The 16,963-nt window shown below is 63.8% G+C and carries 9 protein-coding genes and 1 pseudogene; 9 read left to right on the forward strand and 1 reads right to left on the reverse strand.

Annotated features, from left to right (window positions below):
- The first annotated feature begins 15 nt into the window (after window positions 1–15).
- The 6 genes from FNU76_RS21635 to FNU76_RS21660 all read left to right on the forward strand — a co-directional run bounded on the left by FNU76_RS21635 (window position 16) and on the right by FNU76_RS21660 (window position 11,125).
- The gene (locus FNU76_RS21635) at window positions 16–4,956 is read left to right on the forward strand and encodes a beta-ketoacyl synthase N-terminal-like domain-containing protein (protein WP_144280126.1); all 4,941 of its coding nucleotides are present in this window, start codon (window positions 16–18) and stop codon (window positions 4,954–4,956) included.
- Complete coding sequence (locus FNU76_RS21640) at window positions 4,956–6,074, forward strand: cupin domain-containing protein (RefSeq protein ID WP_223879131.1); 1,119 nt, start codon at window positions 4,956–4,958, stop codon at window positions 6,072–6,074. Before FNU76_RS21635 ends, FNU76_RS21640 begins: the two co-directional genes overlap by 1 nt.
- Window positions 6,067–6,891, forward strand: a complete 825-nt coding sequence (locus FNU76_RS21645) for a thioesterase II family protein (protein WP_179958239.1) — start codon at window positions 6,067–6,069, stop codon at window positions 6,889–6,891. The genes FNU76_RS21640 and FNU76_RS21645 overlap by 8 nt, the downstream gene beginning before the upstream one ends.
- Window positions 6,892–6,908: 17 nt before the next feature.
- Window positions 6,909–7,637, forward strand: coding sequence for a GNAT family N-acetyltransferase (locus FNU76_RS21650; RefSeq protein WP_144280128.1), 729 nt, complete (start codon window positions 6,909–6,911; stop codon window positions 7,635–7,637).
- A 240-nt stretch (window positions 7,638–7,877) separates the two neighbouring features.
- Window positions 7,878–8,729, forward strand: a complete 852-nt coding sequence (locus tag FNU76_RS21655) for a 3-hydroxyacyl-CoA dehydrogenase family protein (RefSeq protein ID WP_144280129.1) — start codon at window positions 7,878–7,880, stop codon at window positions 8,727–8,729.
- 68 nt (window positions 8,730–8,797) lie between these two features.
- Window positions 8,798–11,125, forward strand: a complete 2,328-nt coding sequence (locus FNU76_RS21660; RefSeq protein ID WP_144280130.1) for a DOMON domain-containing protein — start codon at window positions 8,798–8,800, stop codon at window positions 11,123–11,125.
- 21 nt (window positions 11,126–11,146) lie between these two features.
- On the opposite strand, the pseudogene FNU76_RS21665 reads toward FNU76_RS21660, so the two are convergent.
- A pseudogene (locus FNU76_RS21665) lies at window positions 11,147–11,556 on the reverse strand (transposase); the annotation flags it as partial.
- 624 nt (window positions 11,557–12,180) lie between these two features.
- On the opposite strand from FNU76_RS21665, the gene FNU76_RS21670 reads away from it, so the two are divergent.
- Genes FNU76_RS21670 through FNU76_RS21680 form a run of 3 tightly spaced genes read left to right on the forward strand, consistent with a single transcriptional unit; the run spans window position 12,181 to window position 16,941 of the window.
- Window positions 12,181–13,179, forward strand: a complete 999-nt coding sequence (locus FNU76_RS21670) for an ATP-binding protein (RefSeq protein ID WP_144280132.1) — start codon at window positions 12,181–12,183, stop codon at window positions 13,177–13,179.
- 14 nt (window positions 13,180–13,193) lie between these two features.
- Window positions 13,194–15,695, forward strand: coding sequence for a S8 family peptidase (locus FNU76_RS21675; protein ID WP_144280133.1), 2,502 nt, complete (start codon window positions 13,194–13,196; stop codon window positions 15,693–15,695).
- Between the two features lie 40 nt (window positions 15,696–15,735).
- Window positions 15,736–16,941: an MFS transporter gene (locus tag FNU76_RS21680; RefSeq protein WP_144280134.1), complete on the forward strand. Its 1,206-nt coding sequence runs from the start codon at window positions 15,736–15,738 to the stop codon at window positions 16,939–16,941.
- Window positions 16,942–16,963 lie beyond the last annotated feature (22 nt).

Consider the following 16,963-nt stretch of genomic DNA (forward strand, 5'->3'; position numbering starts at 1 on the left):
GGTAATCAAATCGATATGAGCGCAGCAATAAGAGAAGACCTGGACATTGCCGTGATCGGCCTCGCCGGCCGCTTTCCCGGTGCCGATAACTGCCAGGCGTACTGGCGCAACCTGCTGATGGGCGTGGACTGTGTCTCGCGCTTTTCGGAGGAGGAGTTGCTGGCTGCCGGCCATGACCCGGCCAAGATACGCAATAAGGACTACGTGCCGGTGAACGGCGTGTTGGGTGGGGCCGACCATTTCGACGCCGAGTTCTTCGGCTACAGCCAGGCCGAAGCGGCCGTGATGGATCCGCAAACCCGGCTGATGCTCGAATGCGTATGGCACGCATTGGAAAATGCCGGGGTCGATCCCGACAAGCGCGGACGCAATATCGGTCTGTTCCTGGGCGCTCGCAGCACGGTGCAATGGACCATGCAGGCCATGCTGTCGGGCTTGGCCGACAATGTCGGCGGCTTTCTGGCCTCGCAGCTGGCCAACAAGGACGCCATGGCCACGCTGATTTCGTGGAAGCTGGGCCTGCAGGGGCCGAGCTTTACCATGCAGACCGCCTGCTCGACCAGCCTGGTCAGCATTCACCAGGCGGTGCAGAGCCTGCTGAGCGGCGAGTGCGATTTCGCGGTGGCCGGCGGCGTCAGCCTGCTGCTGCCGCAGCAGAACGGCCACACCTACCAGGAAGGCATGCTGTTCTCGCGCGATGGCAAGACCCGCGCCTTCGACGCCGATGCCAGCGGTAGCGTGTTCGGCAGCGGCCTGGGCGCCGTGGTATTGCGGCGGGCCGGGGATGCGATCGCCGATGGCGATCCGATCTGGGCCATCCTGAAGGGCTCGGCCATCAATAACGACGGTGCTCGCAAGGTCGGCTATACCGCTCCCAGCGTCAAGGGCCAGGCCGAAGTGATCCGTTCCGCCCTGGGGCTGGCCGAAGTCGAGGCCGCCGATCTGGACTACATCGAGTGCCATGGCACGGCCACCGCGCTGGGCGACAGCATCGAGTTCATGGCGCTGCGGGAGGTATTCCAGTGCGACCGCATCGACGATGCCGCCGTGCCGAACCAATGCGCTTTGGGGGCCGTAAAAAGCAATATCGGCCACCTGGATTCGGCCGCGGGCGTGGCCGGCTTTATCAAGATGGTGATGGCGCTGCGCCATGGCGTGATTCCGCCCACCCTGCATTTTCAGCGCCCCAATCCGCAGCTGCAATTCGACCGCGCGCCGTTCTACATCAATAGCGACGCCCAGCCCTGGCCCGCGCGGCCCGGCAAGCCGCGCCTGGGCGGCGTCAGCAGCTTCGGCATCGGCGGTACCAATGCCCATATCGTGCTGCAGCAGTATGTGACGCCGGCCGAGCCGTCCGTACCCGCCAGCTCGGCCACGCTGCTGTTCCCCTTCTCGGCCCGCAATCCTGCCGCATTGGGTCGCCAGCTGGAGGCGATGGCGCAATGGCTGGTGACGCAGGAAGGCCTGGATCCGGCGGCGCTGGCCCATACGCTGGCACGCCGTCGCAGCCTGCCTTGCCGCCTGCTGCTGGCGGCGGATTCCCGCGCGGCGCTGCTGCGGGAGATCAAGCGCTATCTGGCGCAGGAAGAGGCCGTGGCAGCCCTGGACTTTATACGTCCAGCCCTGGAAAACAACGCTGCCGACCAACTGGCCGCCGCCGCTGGCTGGCTGGCCGGCAAACCACAGGAACTGCCGGCCGCGCTGCTGGCCTACTTCGAGGGTGTTCCGCTGCTCGACCTGCCGGCTTACCCGTTCGAGCGTGAGTCGCATGGCATCGGCCATATCGCCGACAAGACCTGGCTGCAGATCGCCGAACTGCTGACCGGCTCCGAGGGCGGCAAACGCTCGAAGAACGAAGCGGGGCTGCTGCTGCCATTCTGGCGGCCCGTGCGGCCTGCAAGCGCGGCGGAGACGCCGCCGCGGGCATTGCTGCTGGCCGATCCGGCACTTGCCGCCTTGGTCGAGGGCCTGGCAGGCCGGCAGGTCGAGGCGGCCAGCGTGGACCTGCGGTGTCCGGTCGCCCTGCGCACCGCCCTGGCGCGCTTGACCGCCGAGGCACAGCCCGGCCAGTCGCTGGTCCTGGCGCTCGCCTTCGCGCCCACCGCCTTTACCCTGGCCGACGATGCACTGGCGCGGCTGGCGGAGCTGGGCCGGATGCTGGCATCGACCGATTTCTCGGGCTTCGCCTCCACCCAGCTGTACCTGCTGGCACCGACAACGACCGCCACGGCGGATGCCGATGCCGTCTTCACCGAAGCGGCCTTGAAGTCGCTGGCACTGGTGGCGCCGCAGGAGGTGCCCGGCATCCGCTGCAGCTTTGTCCAACTGGCCGATACCGATGCGGCAAGCACGCAGGCAACGCTGGCCCGCCTGCTGCAGGCCCCGCTGGCCGGGCCGCTCAAGCTCTCGGCGGAGGGCCTGTTCGTCGAGGATTTCCGCAGTCCCGATGCCGACGAGAGCGAGGGCCTGGATGCCGAGCGCTTCATGGGCAAGACCTATGTCCTGACCGGCGCGGGCGGCCGTATGGCCAAGGTGATGGCAGGCGTGCTGGCCCGCCGCTACGGCGCCAGGCTGGCGCTGGTCAGCCGGCAGGCGGCTGACTCCACCGCCATGCAAGCGCTGCGGGCCGACCTGCTGGCGGCGGGTGCGGCGGCGGTCGAAGTGTTCCCGTTTACCCTGGCGACCGAAGCCGATGGCGTAGCGCTATTCACGGACATCCGCGAGCGGCTGGGGCCGATTTTTGCGGTGATCCATGCCGCCGGCGTGACCGACGGGGATTCGTTCTCGCCGCTGGCCGGCCTGGATGCCCGCCATTACCGCGCCCAGCTCGACCCCAAGGCCCGGGCGGCGCAGGTGCTGGCAGCGGTATTCGCCCACATCCCGGTCGAGTACTGCTTTGTCACCTCGTCGATGTCGGCATTCTTCGGCGGGATCGCCCACGCGCCGTATGCTGCGGCCAATCTCTTCCTGGACGGCTGGGGCCGTAGCCGCAACCGGCAGGCAATCGGGCCGCGCTGGGTGGTGGTGAACTGGGAGACCGTGCACTTCGACGCCCATCGGCAGGGCGAGGCGCCGACCTGGGGCGCCAACGAGGTGGCATTGGCCGGCGCCGACTTCCCGGCGTTGTTCGAGCAAAGCCTGCGAGAGCACGACAGCGAAGGGCAGAAGATTTTCTCGGCCGGCCGCTTCGTCGATCGGCTGCAAACCTGGGGTGGTCGCCTGGCCGGCGTGGCAGCGTCCGCACAGCCGGCGGCAGCCGGCGGCTTGCGCCTCAAACCGCGTCCGGCCACCGTGACGGCGGCCTACCTGGCGCCGTCCACGCCCTTGCAGACCGAACTCGCAGCCATCTGGAGCCCGATCCTGGGCGTGGAAGGCATTGGCGTGGACGACCGCTTCATGGACTTGGGCGGCGATAGCCTCAAGACCATCGTGATGGCGGAAAAGGTCTACAAGAAGCTCGGCAAGCGCGTGGTCATCCAGGAATTCTTCGTCCAGCCCACCATCCGCGAACTGGAGCGTCAATGCCTGCTGGAAGGCAACCGGGCCGATGCCGCGCCCGTGGTCGAAATCGACCCGGCCGCGCCTATCGTCGCGAGCGCCACGCAGGAGTCGCTGTATGTACACCAGACCACCTTCGCGGATGCCAGCTACAACATGCCGGTCGCGTTCCATTGCCCGGTACGGTTCAGCGCAGTGGCGGTCGCCGCGGCAATCCGCCAGGTGGCCGAGCGGCATCCGGTGCTCAAGTGCCTGTTCGCGCGGCGGGATGGCCAGCTGCTGTTGCTGCCGCAACTCGCCGGCGATGTCAGCCTGACCGTCGCGCATGCCGCCGCCGACGAGGCCGAAAACACCGCGCGGCTGCAGGCATTTGCCGGCCAGCCCTTCGACCTGCACGTCGATCTACCGATCCGGGCGCTATTGCTGGAATCGACCCGGCCCGAAGTGGCGCACCAGGTGCTGATCGTGGTCCATCACATCGTTTGCGATGCCGTCTCGCTCGGCATTCTGGCCAACGACTTCCAGGGCCTGCTGGCAGGCCATGCGCTGCCGGCAGCGGACTACCAGTTTGCCGCCTATCGCCACCAGCAGCAGAAGTCCGAAAGCGCCGAACAAAGCCGCAAGGACAAGGCTTACTGGCTGGCCAACTTATTGCCCCTGCCCAAGCCGCTGGCCTTGCCGCTGCAAGCGGGCGCGCATGGCCAGGCCGATGCCGACAGCCATCGCGGCATCACGCAGCTGCGGTCGATGCCGGCGCCTTTGGCCGCCAAGATCCGCGCGCTGTGCGAAGAACTGGGGGTGTCGCCGTTCATCTTCTTCCTGGGTGCCTTCGGCGCGCTGATGAGCAAGATCGGCCATAGCGAGTCGGTGCTGCTGGGCGTGCCCGTGACCGGCCGCAACCAGCCCGAGGAACTTGCGCTGGTGGGGTATCTCGTCAACCTGCTGGCGGTAAAGATGGAGGTCGATCCCGACTTCGCGGTGGCCGATTATCTGCTCGACCTGCAAGCGCAGTGGAACGAAAGCGTGCCCTATCAACGCTGCGCGCCGGGCGAGCTGGTGGAAGCATTGCGCGGCGAGCCGTACTGCCAGGACCGGCAGGGCCGGCATCCGCTGTTCGATGTGGTGTTCGGCTATCTGCCCTTCAGCCTGAATGGCGGCACCGAAGCGGGCGACGACGGCGGCTTTGCACGGCTGGAGCTGGCGGCCGACACCGCCAAGTTCGATCTGTTGCTGGAGGTGTCCGAAACCCGCGACGCCTTCGACTGCGAGATCCAGTATCGCGAACGTTTGTTCAGCGAGGCGACCATCACGGCGGTATTCGACTACTTCTTCGAACTGGTCGATTCGGTGCTGGCCGACCCCGAGACCGAGCTGGGCCAGCTGTTGCCGGCACTGCAATCCGCCTCGGCCCAGGCGGGCATCAGCGCGCAGGACGTGGATCAGGAGTTCGACTTTTGATGATGGGACAAACCATGAGTTTTATCGGCAAGGCATGGAATGCCTTGGGTGACGCGGCACTATGGGCGTACGAGGATGTCAGCATCTACCGGCAAGCGCGCGAGCCGGCGTCCCCCATCGACAAGGCCGAGGCGCTGCAGCGCTTGCAACAGGCCGAATATCGCGAAGTTGAGCGGGTCAAGGATATATCGGCCGCCGATTTCGCCGAGCGCTACCTGATGCGCCGGCAGCCGGTGATCGTGACCGATGGTTTGCGCGATTGGCCGGCGCGCGATGGCTGGAGCTTCGACTCTTTCAGCCGCGAGTTCGGCGACATGACGGTGCAACTGCAGGACGCCGGCTTTCGCCCCGGCGCAAAGGCCAAGCTGGGCAGCTATCTGGCCGAGGTAGCGAGCCGGCCGCCCGTGGCGCTGGGTGAGCTGAACCGGGATCTGGATTACCTGCGCTACACCTACGATTCGTATTTCAAGCATCTGTTGTTCACCTGGGGCTTTGGTCACCGGGTGAAAACCGATTCCTTCAGCTTCGTGGCCTTCCAGCGCATCCGCGAGCAATGGCGCCGGCCGTATTTCCTGCCGGCCGGCGGCTACCGGATTCCCTGGGTACAGGTGGGCGAGCTGCAGCCGAACGAGCGGATGTGCCAGGACTGGGGGCTGTATTTCTCGGCACCCGGTGCCTGCACCCGCCTGCACGTGGACGGCATGCGCAGCAATGCCGTGCTGTGCCAGATCGCCGGCACCAAGGCAGGCTGGATCTTTTCGCCCTCGCTCGAAGGGGCAGCCCGCTGCGCGGCGGAAGGCAAGCCCGCCGATGACTTCCCCGGCCATGGCGACGATGCGGCGGACCGCATCTGGCGCTTCGACCTGATGCCGGGCGAGATCATGCTGATCCCGCGCGGCTTGAGCCACGAAGTGCATACGCTGTCGCCCAGCATTTCGCTGACCTACAACTTCGTGACCAAGGGGGAGTGGCAGGAATACTTCCGCTACAAAAAGGCGCGTGGCGCGGGCTGGATCGCCGGTTCGCCCATCTCGGCCGTGCCCGAGTTCGAACGGATCTACCGGGGCGGCGCCGGCACCGCCGCCGCCCCGGCCGACAAGGAGCTGCACCTTGCCTGATCCTCTCTCCGCCAATGTGATCCTGCCCCCGGCGCAAAGCAGGCCGGATGCGGCGGTACAGCTGCTGTTCCTGCACCATGCCGGAGGATCGAGCTATCCCTATCTGCAACTGGGCAACCAGCTCTCGCCGGCCATCGAACCGTTTTGCCTGGAGCTGGCCGGGCGCGGCTCGCGCTTTCTGGAGCCGCTGCAGGCCGACCCGGAACCGACGCTGGCGGCCATCGTCGCGGCGGTCGAGCGGCTGGGCCTGGGTCAGCGCAAGCCGCTGTTGCTGTTTGGCCACAGTCTGGGGGCCGAACTCGCCTACCAGCTTGCTGCGCGGCTGTTGGCCCGTTCCTTGCCGATGCCGCTGGGGCTTATCCTGTCGGCCCGGGTATTCGTCGACCCCGTTACGGTCAGTCGGCAGCCGCCTGGGGTGCCGGATGAGACGCTGACCGATGCGGCCATCCTGCGATTGTTGCAAGCCTATGGCGGCACGCCGGACGAAGTGCTGACGGATCCCGAACTGAGCCGCTACGTGGTCGGTGTCATGCGTAACGACATGGCACTGCTGGCTGCGCTATGCCGTCTGCCCAAGCCGCTGCTGCCGATAGCGGCCGAGGTTGCGGGGGGCGATGCCGATCACCGCGTACCGGCGCAGCAGCTCGCCGACTGGGGCCGCGCGTTTGCCGGGCCGGTCGGGCTGAGCCAGTTCGCCGGCGATCATTTCTACCTGTTTTCGAATGTGCAGATCATCCCCTGGATCGAGCAGCAGGCCAGCCAGCTGGCCTTTGCCGTACCGGGGCGGGCGAGCCTGCCGCAAGCTGCAATCCTTTAACCAAGTCGAGTCCACCCATGTCCGAATTTTCTTCTACCGTCGAGTCGTTCTGGCAATCGTCTTTTCTTAGCGGCGATATCATTTTCAGCAGCGACGCGCTAAGCATTTGCGCCAATCCCGACCTTGGCGCCGATCGCCAGCTGATGCTGCTGGAAACCGCTGCCGGCAAGCTGCAGATGGCACTGACCCCGGCACTGGCCGACAAGCTGGGCCTCTACCTGCAGACCGGGCTGACCCCCGCGCTGCTGCGCCAGAAGCTGCAGGATGCCGGCATCGCCCTGCACGGCGCCGACTACGTGTTCTACTTCAACGAGCCGGCACGGCAGGACTTGCTGCAGGAGCCGCAGCCCGGCCATATCCGCCAGCTGAGCGAGGCCGATGAAGCAGTCTTCGCCGAATTCCAGGGCAATGCCTCGGAGCAGGACCTGGACGATGCCTATGTCGAGCTTGATCACTGGGCGGTATTCGGCGCTTTCGAGCAAGACCGCCTGGTCTGCGCCGCCAGCATGTACCCGTGGGACGAGCAGCAGATTGCCGACCAAGGCGTACTGACCCTGCCATCGTTCCGTGGCCAGGGCCATGCCCGCAGCGTGGTCCGCGCCATCAGCCGCCATGCCTATGCCCAGGGCTACGAGCCGCAGTTCCGTTGCCAGCTCGACAATACCGCCTCTGCCGCGCTCGCCCAGTCCGCCGGCCTCAGCCTGTATGGCACCTGGGACGTGATGGCATCCGGCTCCGACGAATAAAACAATCCCCTGACCGGCAGCGGTGCCTAGGGAAACACTGATTTAATGCGCTAACGAGCGAAAGCGAGGCTCCCTCGCGAGGGCGAGGGCGGGGGGAGTGGGATAAAACAGCGAGGGAATCGTTGATTTATCACGGTCCGCCGGCACCCGGCTTTGCCGGGTGGTGAGCCGCAGCTTGAGCACGCGCAATATTTCAGACGTCCCCAGCGCTGCTGCCTACCTGCACAAGAGAAAATAGTAATGTCACATCTGAAGATCGCCGTCATCGGCGGCGGCAATATCGGTTCGAGCCTGGCTTTTGACTGCGCCCTGCGCGGCCAGCAGGTTGTCGTGGTCGAGCGCGACGCCGACGCATGCGAGCAAAGCCGGGCCCGCATCGAAGAGACCGCCAGCTACGCACCGTTGTTCAGCCCGCTGGCCAAGGGCAAGGCGGCGCAAGATATCCTGCGCCAGATCGTCTGGACCACCGAGCTGGAAGCCATCAGCGATTGCCAGTTCGTGGTCGAGAACATTCCCGAGAATATCGAGCTCAAGGAGGCGCTGTACCGGCGCATGGCCGGCTTTATCGCCGACGATGCCGTGGTGGCCGCCAATACCTCCTGCATTCCCATCACCAAGCTAGGCTCGTTCCATAGCCGGCCGGAACAGGTGATCGGCGTGCATTTCATGAATCCCGTCTACATGAAGCACACGGTGGAGGTGATCGTCAGCCTCACCACGTCCGACCAGACCCGCGACCGTTGCCTGGCGATGCTGGCGACACTGGGCAAGAAATCGGTGGTGGTCAAGGATGGCCCCGGCTTCGTATCCAACCGCATTTCGCATTTGTTCATGAACGAGGCGGCATTTTCCATCCAGGACGGGATCGCCAAGCCAGCCGATGTCGATACGATCTTCAAGGAGTGCTTCGGCCACAAGATGGGACCGCTCGAAACCGCCGACCTGATCGGTATCGACACCGTGGTCAATTCGCTCGATGTGCTGTACCAGCTGTTCCAGGACTCGAAGTACCGGGTATGCCCGCTGATGCGCAATATGGTCGATGCCGGCCATGTGGGCCGCAAGTCCGGTAAGGGCTTTTACAGCTATTAAGCGCTCGGAGCCTGTTCAACTCCCATAAAAACCCCCGGCGATGCCGGGGTTACTTATTTCCGGATGCAATGAAACCATCGTTTTCCACCCATTCACGTCGGCTACGCCGCCCCCGTCTACGCCAGTCCTGTGCCATGGTTCTGCTGGCCTTGCTGCCGGCTGCCTCGCAGGCGTCAGCCATCAAGGCCTATACGCTGGGCAAGGACGAGCAGCCCATTGCCGTTGATGGCCGGCTGGACGAATCCGCCTGGCAACAGGCGCCGCGCCATGACCGGTTCGCGCAGTATTCGCCCACGGCTGGCGCCCCGTATGCCGAGCATCTGCGTACCGAAGCGCGGGTCATCCTGGACGGCCAGGCCGTCGTGATCGGCATCCGCGCCTGGGACAAGCAGGCGCCGCGCGTGGTCCTTTCCCGGCGCGATGCCGTGCAGCGCGACCAGGACCTGATCGGCGTCTGGCTCGACCCCAACGGCCGCCGCGAGTCGGCCATGTTCGTCAAGGCCAGCCTTGCCGGCGTGGTGACCGACGGCATGTATCTGGGCGCCGACGATGAAGAAGACACGGGCCCGGACTACCCGGTCCAGCTTGGCGTGCAACGCCTGGACGACGGCTACAGCATGGAAATCCGCTTGCCGCTGGCCGGCCTGCGCTACCCGTTCGATAGCAGCACGCCATGGCAGATGACCATGGTGCGGGCTATTCCCGGCGCCGGCGACCTGATGCTGGTCAGCGGCGAGGCCGACGACAACGCGCTCAACTTCCTGAATGCGAGCCTGCCGCTTGAAGGCACGGCCGAGACGCTGAACCGCCATCGGCGCCAGTCCGAAGGACAGGCCGTGGTCGAGTGGACCGGCCGCAGCGTCAAGCAGCCCGGCAGCGAGAGCCGCGAAGGCAATCTGGGGTTGGAAGGCTGGTGGCGGCCGCGGGCCGACTGGGTGTTCAACGCCACCCTGAACCCTGACTTTGCCCAGGTCGAGATCGATGCGCCGCAAGCGAGCGGCAACCGGTCGCTCGCCCTGGCCCTGCCGGAAAAGCGCCGCTATTTCCTGGAAAGTGCCGATGTGCTGGGCTTGGCCTTGCCGGCCTTCTACTCGCGTACCGTCGGCGACCTGCGCTGGGGCCTGCGCGGCACCTGGCGCGGCGAAGCGGCCGACGCCTCGCTGCTGCTGCTGAAAGACCGGGCCGGAACCGGCGTACTGCGCGGACGCCCCTGGGGGACCGAAGCCTGGGTGCTCGATAGCCACAGCCAGGTGCAACTGCTGCGGGCGCGTTCGCAGCAGCCGCAGACCGATGGCGGCCTTACCCACGGGCTGATGGCCGGTCAGCGCAAGCTCGACAGTGCCCGCTACAACCGGGTAGCAGGCATCGATGGTCTTTGGCACCAAAGTCAGGATGGACGGCACCTGCAGGCACAATGGAATGTCATGACCAGCCAGAACACCATCGCGTTGGAAGACGAAGGGAGCTCGGGACGCACCGCCGCGCTGGCCCGTTCGGCCGAACGCGGCTGGCGCGCCTGGTTCAAGGGCCTGCACAACGACGACGACTGGCGCAATAGCGCCGAATTCGCCTTCGTCAGCCCCGAATTCGTCAATCTGCTGGGCTTCAGCGATCAGGCCGGCCTCTGGCAGGCCGGCTTCGAACTCAATCGCCAGCTGGGGGCAAAGCAGCTCCCGCTGGGTGAGCAGGGTTTTCCCCTGCACGAAACCGAACTGCATCTGGGCCTGAAGGAAGTGAGAAGCCTGCGCGATGCCGCGCGCAACGAGCCGGGCAATGAAGTCATCCGGCGGGAAGTGCGTCTGGGCGGCGAGATCAGCGCACCCGGCCGCAGCTCGCTATGGCTAGATGCGGGTGCCGACCAGCAGCGGGCCCACAGCGGCGGCCGCCTGCATGCCACCCCGGGCTTGCACGGCGGACTGGAAACCAGCCCCTGGCCCTGGCTTGCGCTATTGTCGGTTGAAGGCAACGTGGGGCGTCAGCTCGATAGCGAGCTCGATCGGGTCGGCTCGGGCGGTTGGTGGTCGGCCAGCGCCCGTATGCGCTGGCCACTGGCAGGCGGCCGCAGTATCGAACTCGACCCCGCTTTCAGCGGCGTCCGAATCAAGGGAAACGATGAGGCGCCCGGCTATAGCGAAACCGGCCTGCGCCTGCTCGGACTGCTGCACTTCAATGCCAACAGCAGCCTGCGCGTTATCCTCCAGCACGAGCACAGCGAACGCGAAGCCCACGCCGACCAGCCCGCCAGCGTAGAGCGCAGCAGCCACCGCTCCCTGCTCTGGCGCCACCGCCTGAACCCCGCCTGGCAAGTCAGCACCGGCCTGCAATGGGACCGCAACGACGGCCGGACCCGCCGGGAATGGTTCGTCAAACTGCAATCGACATTCGAGTCCTGGTAGGCGCGGGTTCAATGCCTGTCGGACGCCGCGCTTGAAACCTTCCGTGCCCCTGTCCGCCGGGTCGGTACGCGTTTTTTCGTACCGGCCCGAGGGGCTTGGCCCAATGCGCCGTCCGTCGCCAGCCAAGACCAGTCGATGTCCTTGACCTCGTCGTATTGCAGCAGATCCGTCTGCCAGAACCGTTCGAATACCCCGGCCTCCAGCCACTCCAGAAAGCGCCGATGGGCCGAACTGCTCGAGCAGATGCCGGTGGAATTGAGTGCATTCCAGCAGCAACCGGTATGCAGCACAAACAGGATCGCCGTCATCGCTGCCCGATTATCCACGCGCTGGCGGTGGCACTCCAGGGGATGGGGCTTGCTCTGTACCACCGGCAGCAAGGGTTTGATGCGGTCCCAAAGTTCATCCGATAACGCCCATTTGGCCCCCATTTTTTACCTCGTTCAGCTGTCTCAAATTAAAACCGGCAGTCACACCTATCCAGATAAGTACCAAGACCCTGTTTACGATCTTGTGCTTAAGGGAAGCTTAGCGAAATCCGGAGTTGCCGATACCTAGCAACCTTGGTCGCGGGCCGTTCAAGCAATTTCAGCTATCAGCCAGCGAGAAGGCCCCGCGCAAAACCAGGCTGTGGGCCGTTGTCGCCTGTTGACGATCATTCGTGGCTCCGCAACGCCAGCCGCCGACCGATGGTAGCCGGCCAGGCCTATGGCTCAACTAAGGAAGCGCTAATCTTAGGCGTCGTTGCGGGTGTTGCCGGGTGGCGAGCTGCGGTTTGAGTACGTGCAATATTCCGAGTAGCCGGGCGTTCTGCCTGTATTCCTTGATTTGATTCGGCAAATACCGACAAAAATCGTCAAGATTCAATAGCGCTGTTTTTTCATCGACGAAACTATGGTGGTTTGATCTTATCGCGTACCGGCAAATAGCGTTCTGTGCCACCGCCGCTGCGAAAACCTACGATAAAGCCGATTGGCATGCCGTAGGGTGAAACGACCAATACCGCCACGCGAGCTAGGCATTCACTACCTAAGTACGAGACAATCCCGCGCATCATGGCAAACAGCAATCAACTCAAGGCGCTACTGCGCTCCTTTGCAGAGGGCGACGACCGTCACTTCTACTCGGTGGCCATGCAGATGGCTGCCCACGAGGCCAAGCAGGGCCATGGCAAGCTGGCGGAGGATCTACGCGAGCTGATTGATGCTGCCAAAGGGCGCCGTAACGCAAACGCCACTGATCGTGCAATTCCCATCGCTCGACCGAAAGGCGAGCTGGCTTCGTTGCTGAGCGTCACTTATCCATCCCGACGCCTGCCAGACATGGTGCTCTCCCAACCCTTGCTCGATGCGTTGCAGCGAGTACTGAAAGAGCAAAGGCACCTGACCAAGTTGCGCAGCCACGGTCTCCAGCCACGGCGAAAGTTGTTATTGGTGGGACCGTCCGGTACCGGTAAGACCATGACGGCCGCCACCCTCGCCGGCGAGTTGGGCATTCCCTTGTTTGTCGTCCGTCTGGATGCCCTCATCACCAAATTCATGGGAGAAACGGCTGCGAAGCTGCGCCAGGTGTTCGATGCCATGTCGTCTACTCGTGGCGTGTACTTCTTCGACGAGTTCGACGCGATCGGCAGCCAACGCGGCATGGCCAATGACGTCGGCGAGATCCGCCGCATCCTGAACAGCTTCCTGTTGATGATCGAGCAGGACGAGTCGAGCAGTGTGATCGTTGCGGCCACGAATCACCCGGGCATCCTGGACGAGGCACTGTTTCGACGCTTCGACGACGTAATCGAATACCACGTGCCTGCAGGTGAGGAAATCCAGGCGCTGCTACGTATGCGATTGGCGAGCTACCTCAAGTCAGCCAAGGCGCATGCGGATCTCGCTGCAGTGGCAGAAGGTTTAAGCCACGCAGAAATTTCGCGGGCAATCGACGACGCGATTAAAGACGCAGTCATGTACGACCAGACCAATGTGCCGGCCGAATCCCTGCAATGTTTGCTACAACAGCGGCAAACCATACGTCAGCGCACGGCCGTCGGTAAAATATAAGGGCGGGGTCCGGGATGGCCACCAAGGAACAGCAGCGACGGCCCCACCTCTTCCCACAAAATACGCGCACCCGCGAGGGTTATACCGCGAGACACGGTGGCAGCGCTCCCTCTGTTCCGGCATTGCCGCGTGAACCACATGCGCTCGTCCTGCGTGCTCAATTGGCACAGGTTACGAGCGCCCAGCAGCAACGGGTCGTCCAGCAACAAGCCGCCGGGCTTCAGGCTGCGATCGGTATTCAGGTTGAGTTCGAGAGCCGGCGCGGCGTCGAATTAGCGGCCGAGAGCCTTGCACGAGACCGACAAGGCATTGAGCTTATGAATGTGCGCCACCTTGGCGATCAGGTGCTGGCTACGGTTTTTGTTCCTCAAGGCAAGCTGCCGCATTTCGAAGAACTCATCGCTGACTACGTAGACCACAAGGCGGACAGGAACGGTAAGCCTCGCGACCACCAGTCGTTGATTGATGCAATTCGCGCAGTGCGCGTGGCGACCTTCCAGTCCTTGTGGACAGACAGCACTGACGCCTTGCCTTCAAATGACGACGAGGCAGTCTGGTGGGAAGCGTGGCTGCCAGCAGGCAAGCACCGAGACCTGCGCCTGACCGACTTCCGCAAGCTGGCGGAGATGGCCAGCCTGGCGGTGAGCGAACGTGAGCTGCACTTTCCTGAACGATCGGTCATACACCTATACGGAAGCAAGAGTCAGCTGCTTCAGGCAGTACTGGTACTCAATATGGTTGCCGAGTTGCGGCGCGCCAAGACGACGGCCGAATTCTTTAATGCATTACCATTGGACGAACAATCCGAGTGGTCAGCAGAACTTCAAAGCCGACTGACACCTGCGCACACGGGCGATACCTACGTGACGCTATTGGATACGGGAGTGAACCATGGCCATCCGCTGCTGATGCCAATGGTGACCAGTGGGGATTGTCATAGTATCGAGCCTGGCTGGGGGCTACACGATCAAAACGGGCACGGTACCGAACTAGCTGGTCTGTCCCTCGTGGGCGATTTAACCCAGGCGCTAGCGGCCGGTGCGCCGCTAGATGTTCCTCACCGGTTAGAGTCGGTAAAAATCCTCTCGCAGCCAGGCGGCAACAAAGGAGAGTCCTACGGCGCGATTACGGCTGAAGCCGTCGCACGCGTCGAAATACGCGGTCCGAAACGTCGGCGAGTCTTTGCAATGGCAATTTCGTCTACGGATGGGCGGGACCGAGGCCGGCCATCTGCTTGGTCGGCCGAAATAGACCGACTTGCCTGCGATTACGACAGGCAGGGTGAATCACCCCGGCTGTTCGTGCTGAGTGCCGGCAATACGCAGGATGGTGGCGCCTGGTCTGAATATCCCGCCAGCCTGGCCACCAATACGGTGCACGACCCGGGGCAAGCCTGGAATGCCTTGACCGTCAGCGCCTGCACCGAATTCACCGCCATTTCCGGCATTGGCATGAAGCAATACCAGGCTATTGCGCCGGTAGGTGGGCTCAGCCCCTATACGACGACGTCGGTCACTTGGCAGAAAGAGTGGCCATTCAAGCCTGATATTGTCATGGAAGGTGGCAATGCCGCGTTCGACAAAACCTGTAACTTCGCCTGCGCGTTGGATAGCCTCTCACTGTTAACCACCTGCCATCAACCGCACCAGCAGCTATTTACGGTAAGTTGGGCGACCAGTGCGGCAACGGCGCTCGCTGCCGGTATGGCCGCCCGCATTCAAGCGGCCTATCCGGAGTACTGGCCTGAGACTGTACGCGCACAAATGGTTCACTCTGCACGATGGACCAAGGCCATGCGTGATGCGCCCACCGTGGGCGGTGTAGCCAACCGAGTAAACATGCTACAGCGCCTACGCCATTGTGGTTACGGTGTACCTAGTCTTGAGCGGGCGCTATATAGCGCCGGCAACTCGCTGACGATGGTCGTGCAGGACCAATTTCAGCCGTATCACAAAGTGAACGGTACCGTGAAGACCAACGAAATGAACCTGCACGAATTGCCGTGGCCAACCGATATCCTTGAGGGTTTAGGAGAAATGCAAGTCACCCTGCGGGTCACGCGCTCCTATTTTATCGAGCCCAACCCTGGCGAGCGGGGCGGCATCGACAAGTACGCCTATCAATCTCATGCCTTGCGGTTTGCCGTGCGACGCTCCCTGGAAACCGAAACGGCTTTCCGCACACGTATCAACGCGCAGGCTGCGGTGGAGGAACAAGGAATTATTGGTAACAGCGGCGGTGATTTTGGTTGGGCAATCGGAGAACGCTTGCGAGCTCGCGGATCGTTGCTCTCCGATTGCTGGACTGGAACCGCCGCCGACTTGGCCAACCGTGGTCAACTGGCTGTTTTCCCCGGCATGGGCTGGTGGCGTAACCGACCCAGTCATGAACGATTCAATCGGTCGGCCAGGTATGCGCTGCTGGTGTCGATTGAGGCGCCAACGATCAAGCAGGATTTGTACGCCAACATCGCGCAGCAATTCGCGCCGATGACGCCCATTGTGAACCAAGTCTGAGACTCAGGCGCATGTAGCCACCGAGCTTAAAGAACCCTGCATGTTCGAACAACTGCGCCGCTTACCTTCGACCATCTGGCTGCTCGGGCTGATCAGCCTACTCAACGATTCCGCCAGCGAAATGCTGTACCCCTTGCTGCCTATCTATCTCGCCTCGGTACTGATGGCCGGGCCGCGTGTGCTGGGCTTGATCGAAGGGATTGCCGAGGCCACCGCCAGTTTGTTGAAGCTGTTTTCCGGCGTACTGGTGGACCGAAGCGGACGCGCCAAGCCCTTGATCGTACTGGGCTACTCGCTGGCGGGATTTGGCCGTCCGCTGCTGGCGCTGGCCGGCAGTTGGCCGGCCGTGCTGGCGATTCGTTTTGCCGATCGGGTGGGGAAGGGCCTGCGCAGTTCGCCGCGCGATGCCCTGTTGGCGGCCAGCGTGGCGCCGGAAGGACGGGGCCTGGCCTTTGGCCTGCACCGCGCCATGGACAATGCCGGCGCCGTGCTGGGGCCGTTGCTGGCAGCCTTGCTGTTGGGGCAGGGCGTCGGCTTGCGCGAGATATTCCTGCTGTCCATCGTGCCGGCGCTTGCCTGTCTGGGTTTGAGCATGGCCTTGAAAGAGCCGGTGACCGCCGTGCCGAAGGTCAAGCCGGTATTCAACTGGGCGCTGCGGGATATGCCGGCTGTCTTCAAGCGCTATCTGCTGGTGGTGGCCTTGTTCACGCTGGGCAACTCTTCGAATATGTTCCTGCTATTGCGTGCCCGCGAACTGGGTTTGCCCGACGCGCATATTCCCTTGGCCTGGGCGCTGATGTCGGCCGTTGCCATGGTCTTTTCCACCCCCTTGTCGGCGCTATCGGACCGGATCGGCCGTTCGCGCCTGATCATGGCCGGCTGGCTGGCCTTTGCCCTGTTCTATCTGGCCATGGGCAGCATGGCGGCGCACTCGCCGTGGCTGATATTCGCGGCGTTCGGCTGTTATGGCTTGTTCATGGCGGCGACCGAGGGCGCCGAGAAGGCGCTGGTGGCCGATCTGGCGCCGGCGGCGCGCATGGGGACAGCGTTCGGCTGGTTCAATCTGGTGACCGGGTTGATGCTGTTGCCGGCGTCACTGCTGTTCGGCTGGCTTTACCATGGCTACGGTGCGCCGACGGCCTTTGCCGTATCCAGCGCGTGCGCCGCCGGTGCGGTGTTGCTGCTGGCGCTCTGGGTGGGCGCGATACCTGAAGCGGCCGGCGCGGGGGGCGGTGTTTCCCGCTAGAATGTCGGGCTTTGCCGCCCCA

The organism is Chitinimonas arctica (assembly GCF_007431345.1).
Taxonomy (GTDB): Bacteria; Pseudomonadota; Gammaproteobacteria; order Burkholderiales; family Chitinimonadaceae; genus Chitinimonas; species Chitinimonas arctica.

Coding starts and splice junctions, on each gene's coding strand:
- FNU76_RS21655 (WP_144280129.1), top strand. CDS start 7,878: ATGTCACATCTGAAGATCGCCGTCATCGGCGGCGGCAATATCGGTTCG.
- FNU76_RS21670 (WP_144280132.1), top strand. CDS start 12,181: ATGGCAAACAGCAATCAACTCAAGGCGCTACTGCGCTCCTTTGCAGAG.
- FNU76_RS21675 (WP_144280133.1), top strand. CDS start 13,194: ATGGCCACCAAGGAACAGCAGCGACGGCCCCACCTCTTCCCACAAAAT.
- FNU76_RS21640 (WP_223879131.1), top strand. CDS start 4,956: ATGATGGGACAAACCATGAGTTTTATCGGCAAGGCATGGAATGCCTTG.
- FNU76_RS21635 (WP_144280126.1), top strand. CDS start 16: ATGAGCGCAGCAATAAGAGAAGACCTGGACATTGCCGTGATCGGCCTC.
- FNU76_RS21650 (WP_144280128.1), top strand. CDS start 6,909: ATGTCCGAATTTTCTTCTACCGTCGAGTCGTTCTGGCAATCGTCTTTT.
- FNU76_RS21680 (WP_144280134.1), top strand. CDS start 15,736: ATGTTCGAACAACTGCGCCGCTTACCTTCGACCATCTGGCTGCTCGGG.
- FNU76_RS21660 (WP_144280130.1), top strand. CDS start 8,798: ATGAAACCATCGTTTTCCACCCATTCACGTCGGCTACGCCGCCCCCGT.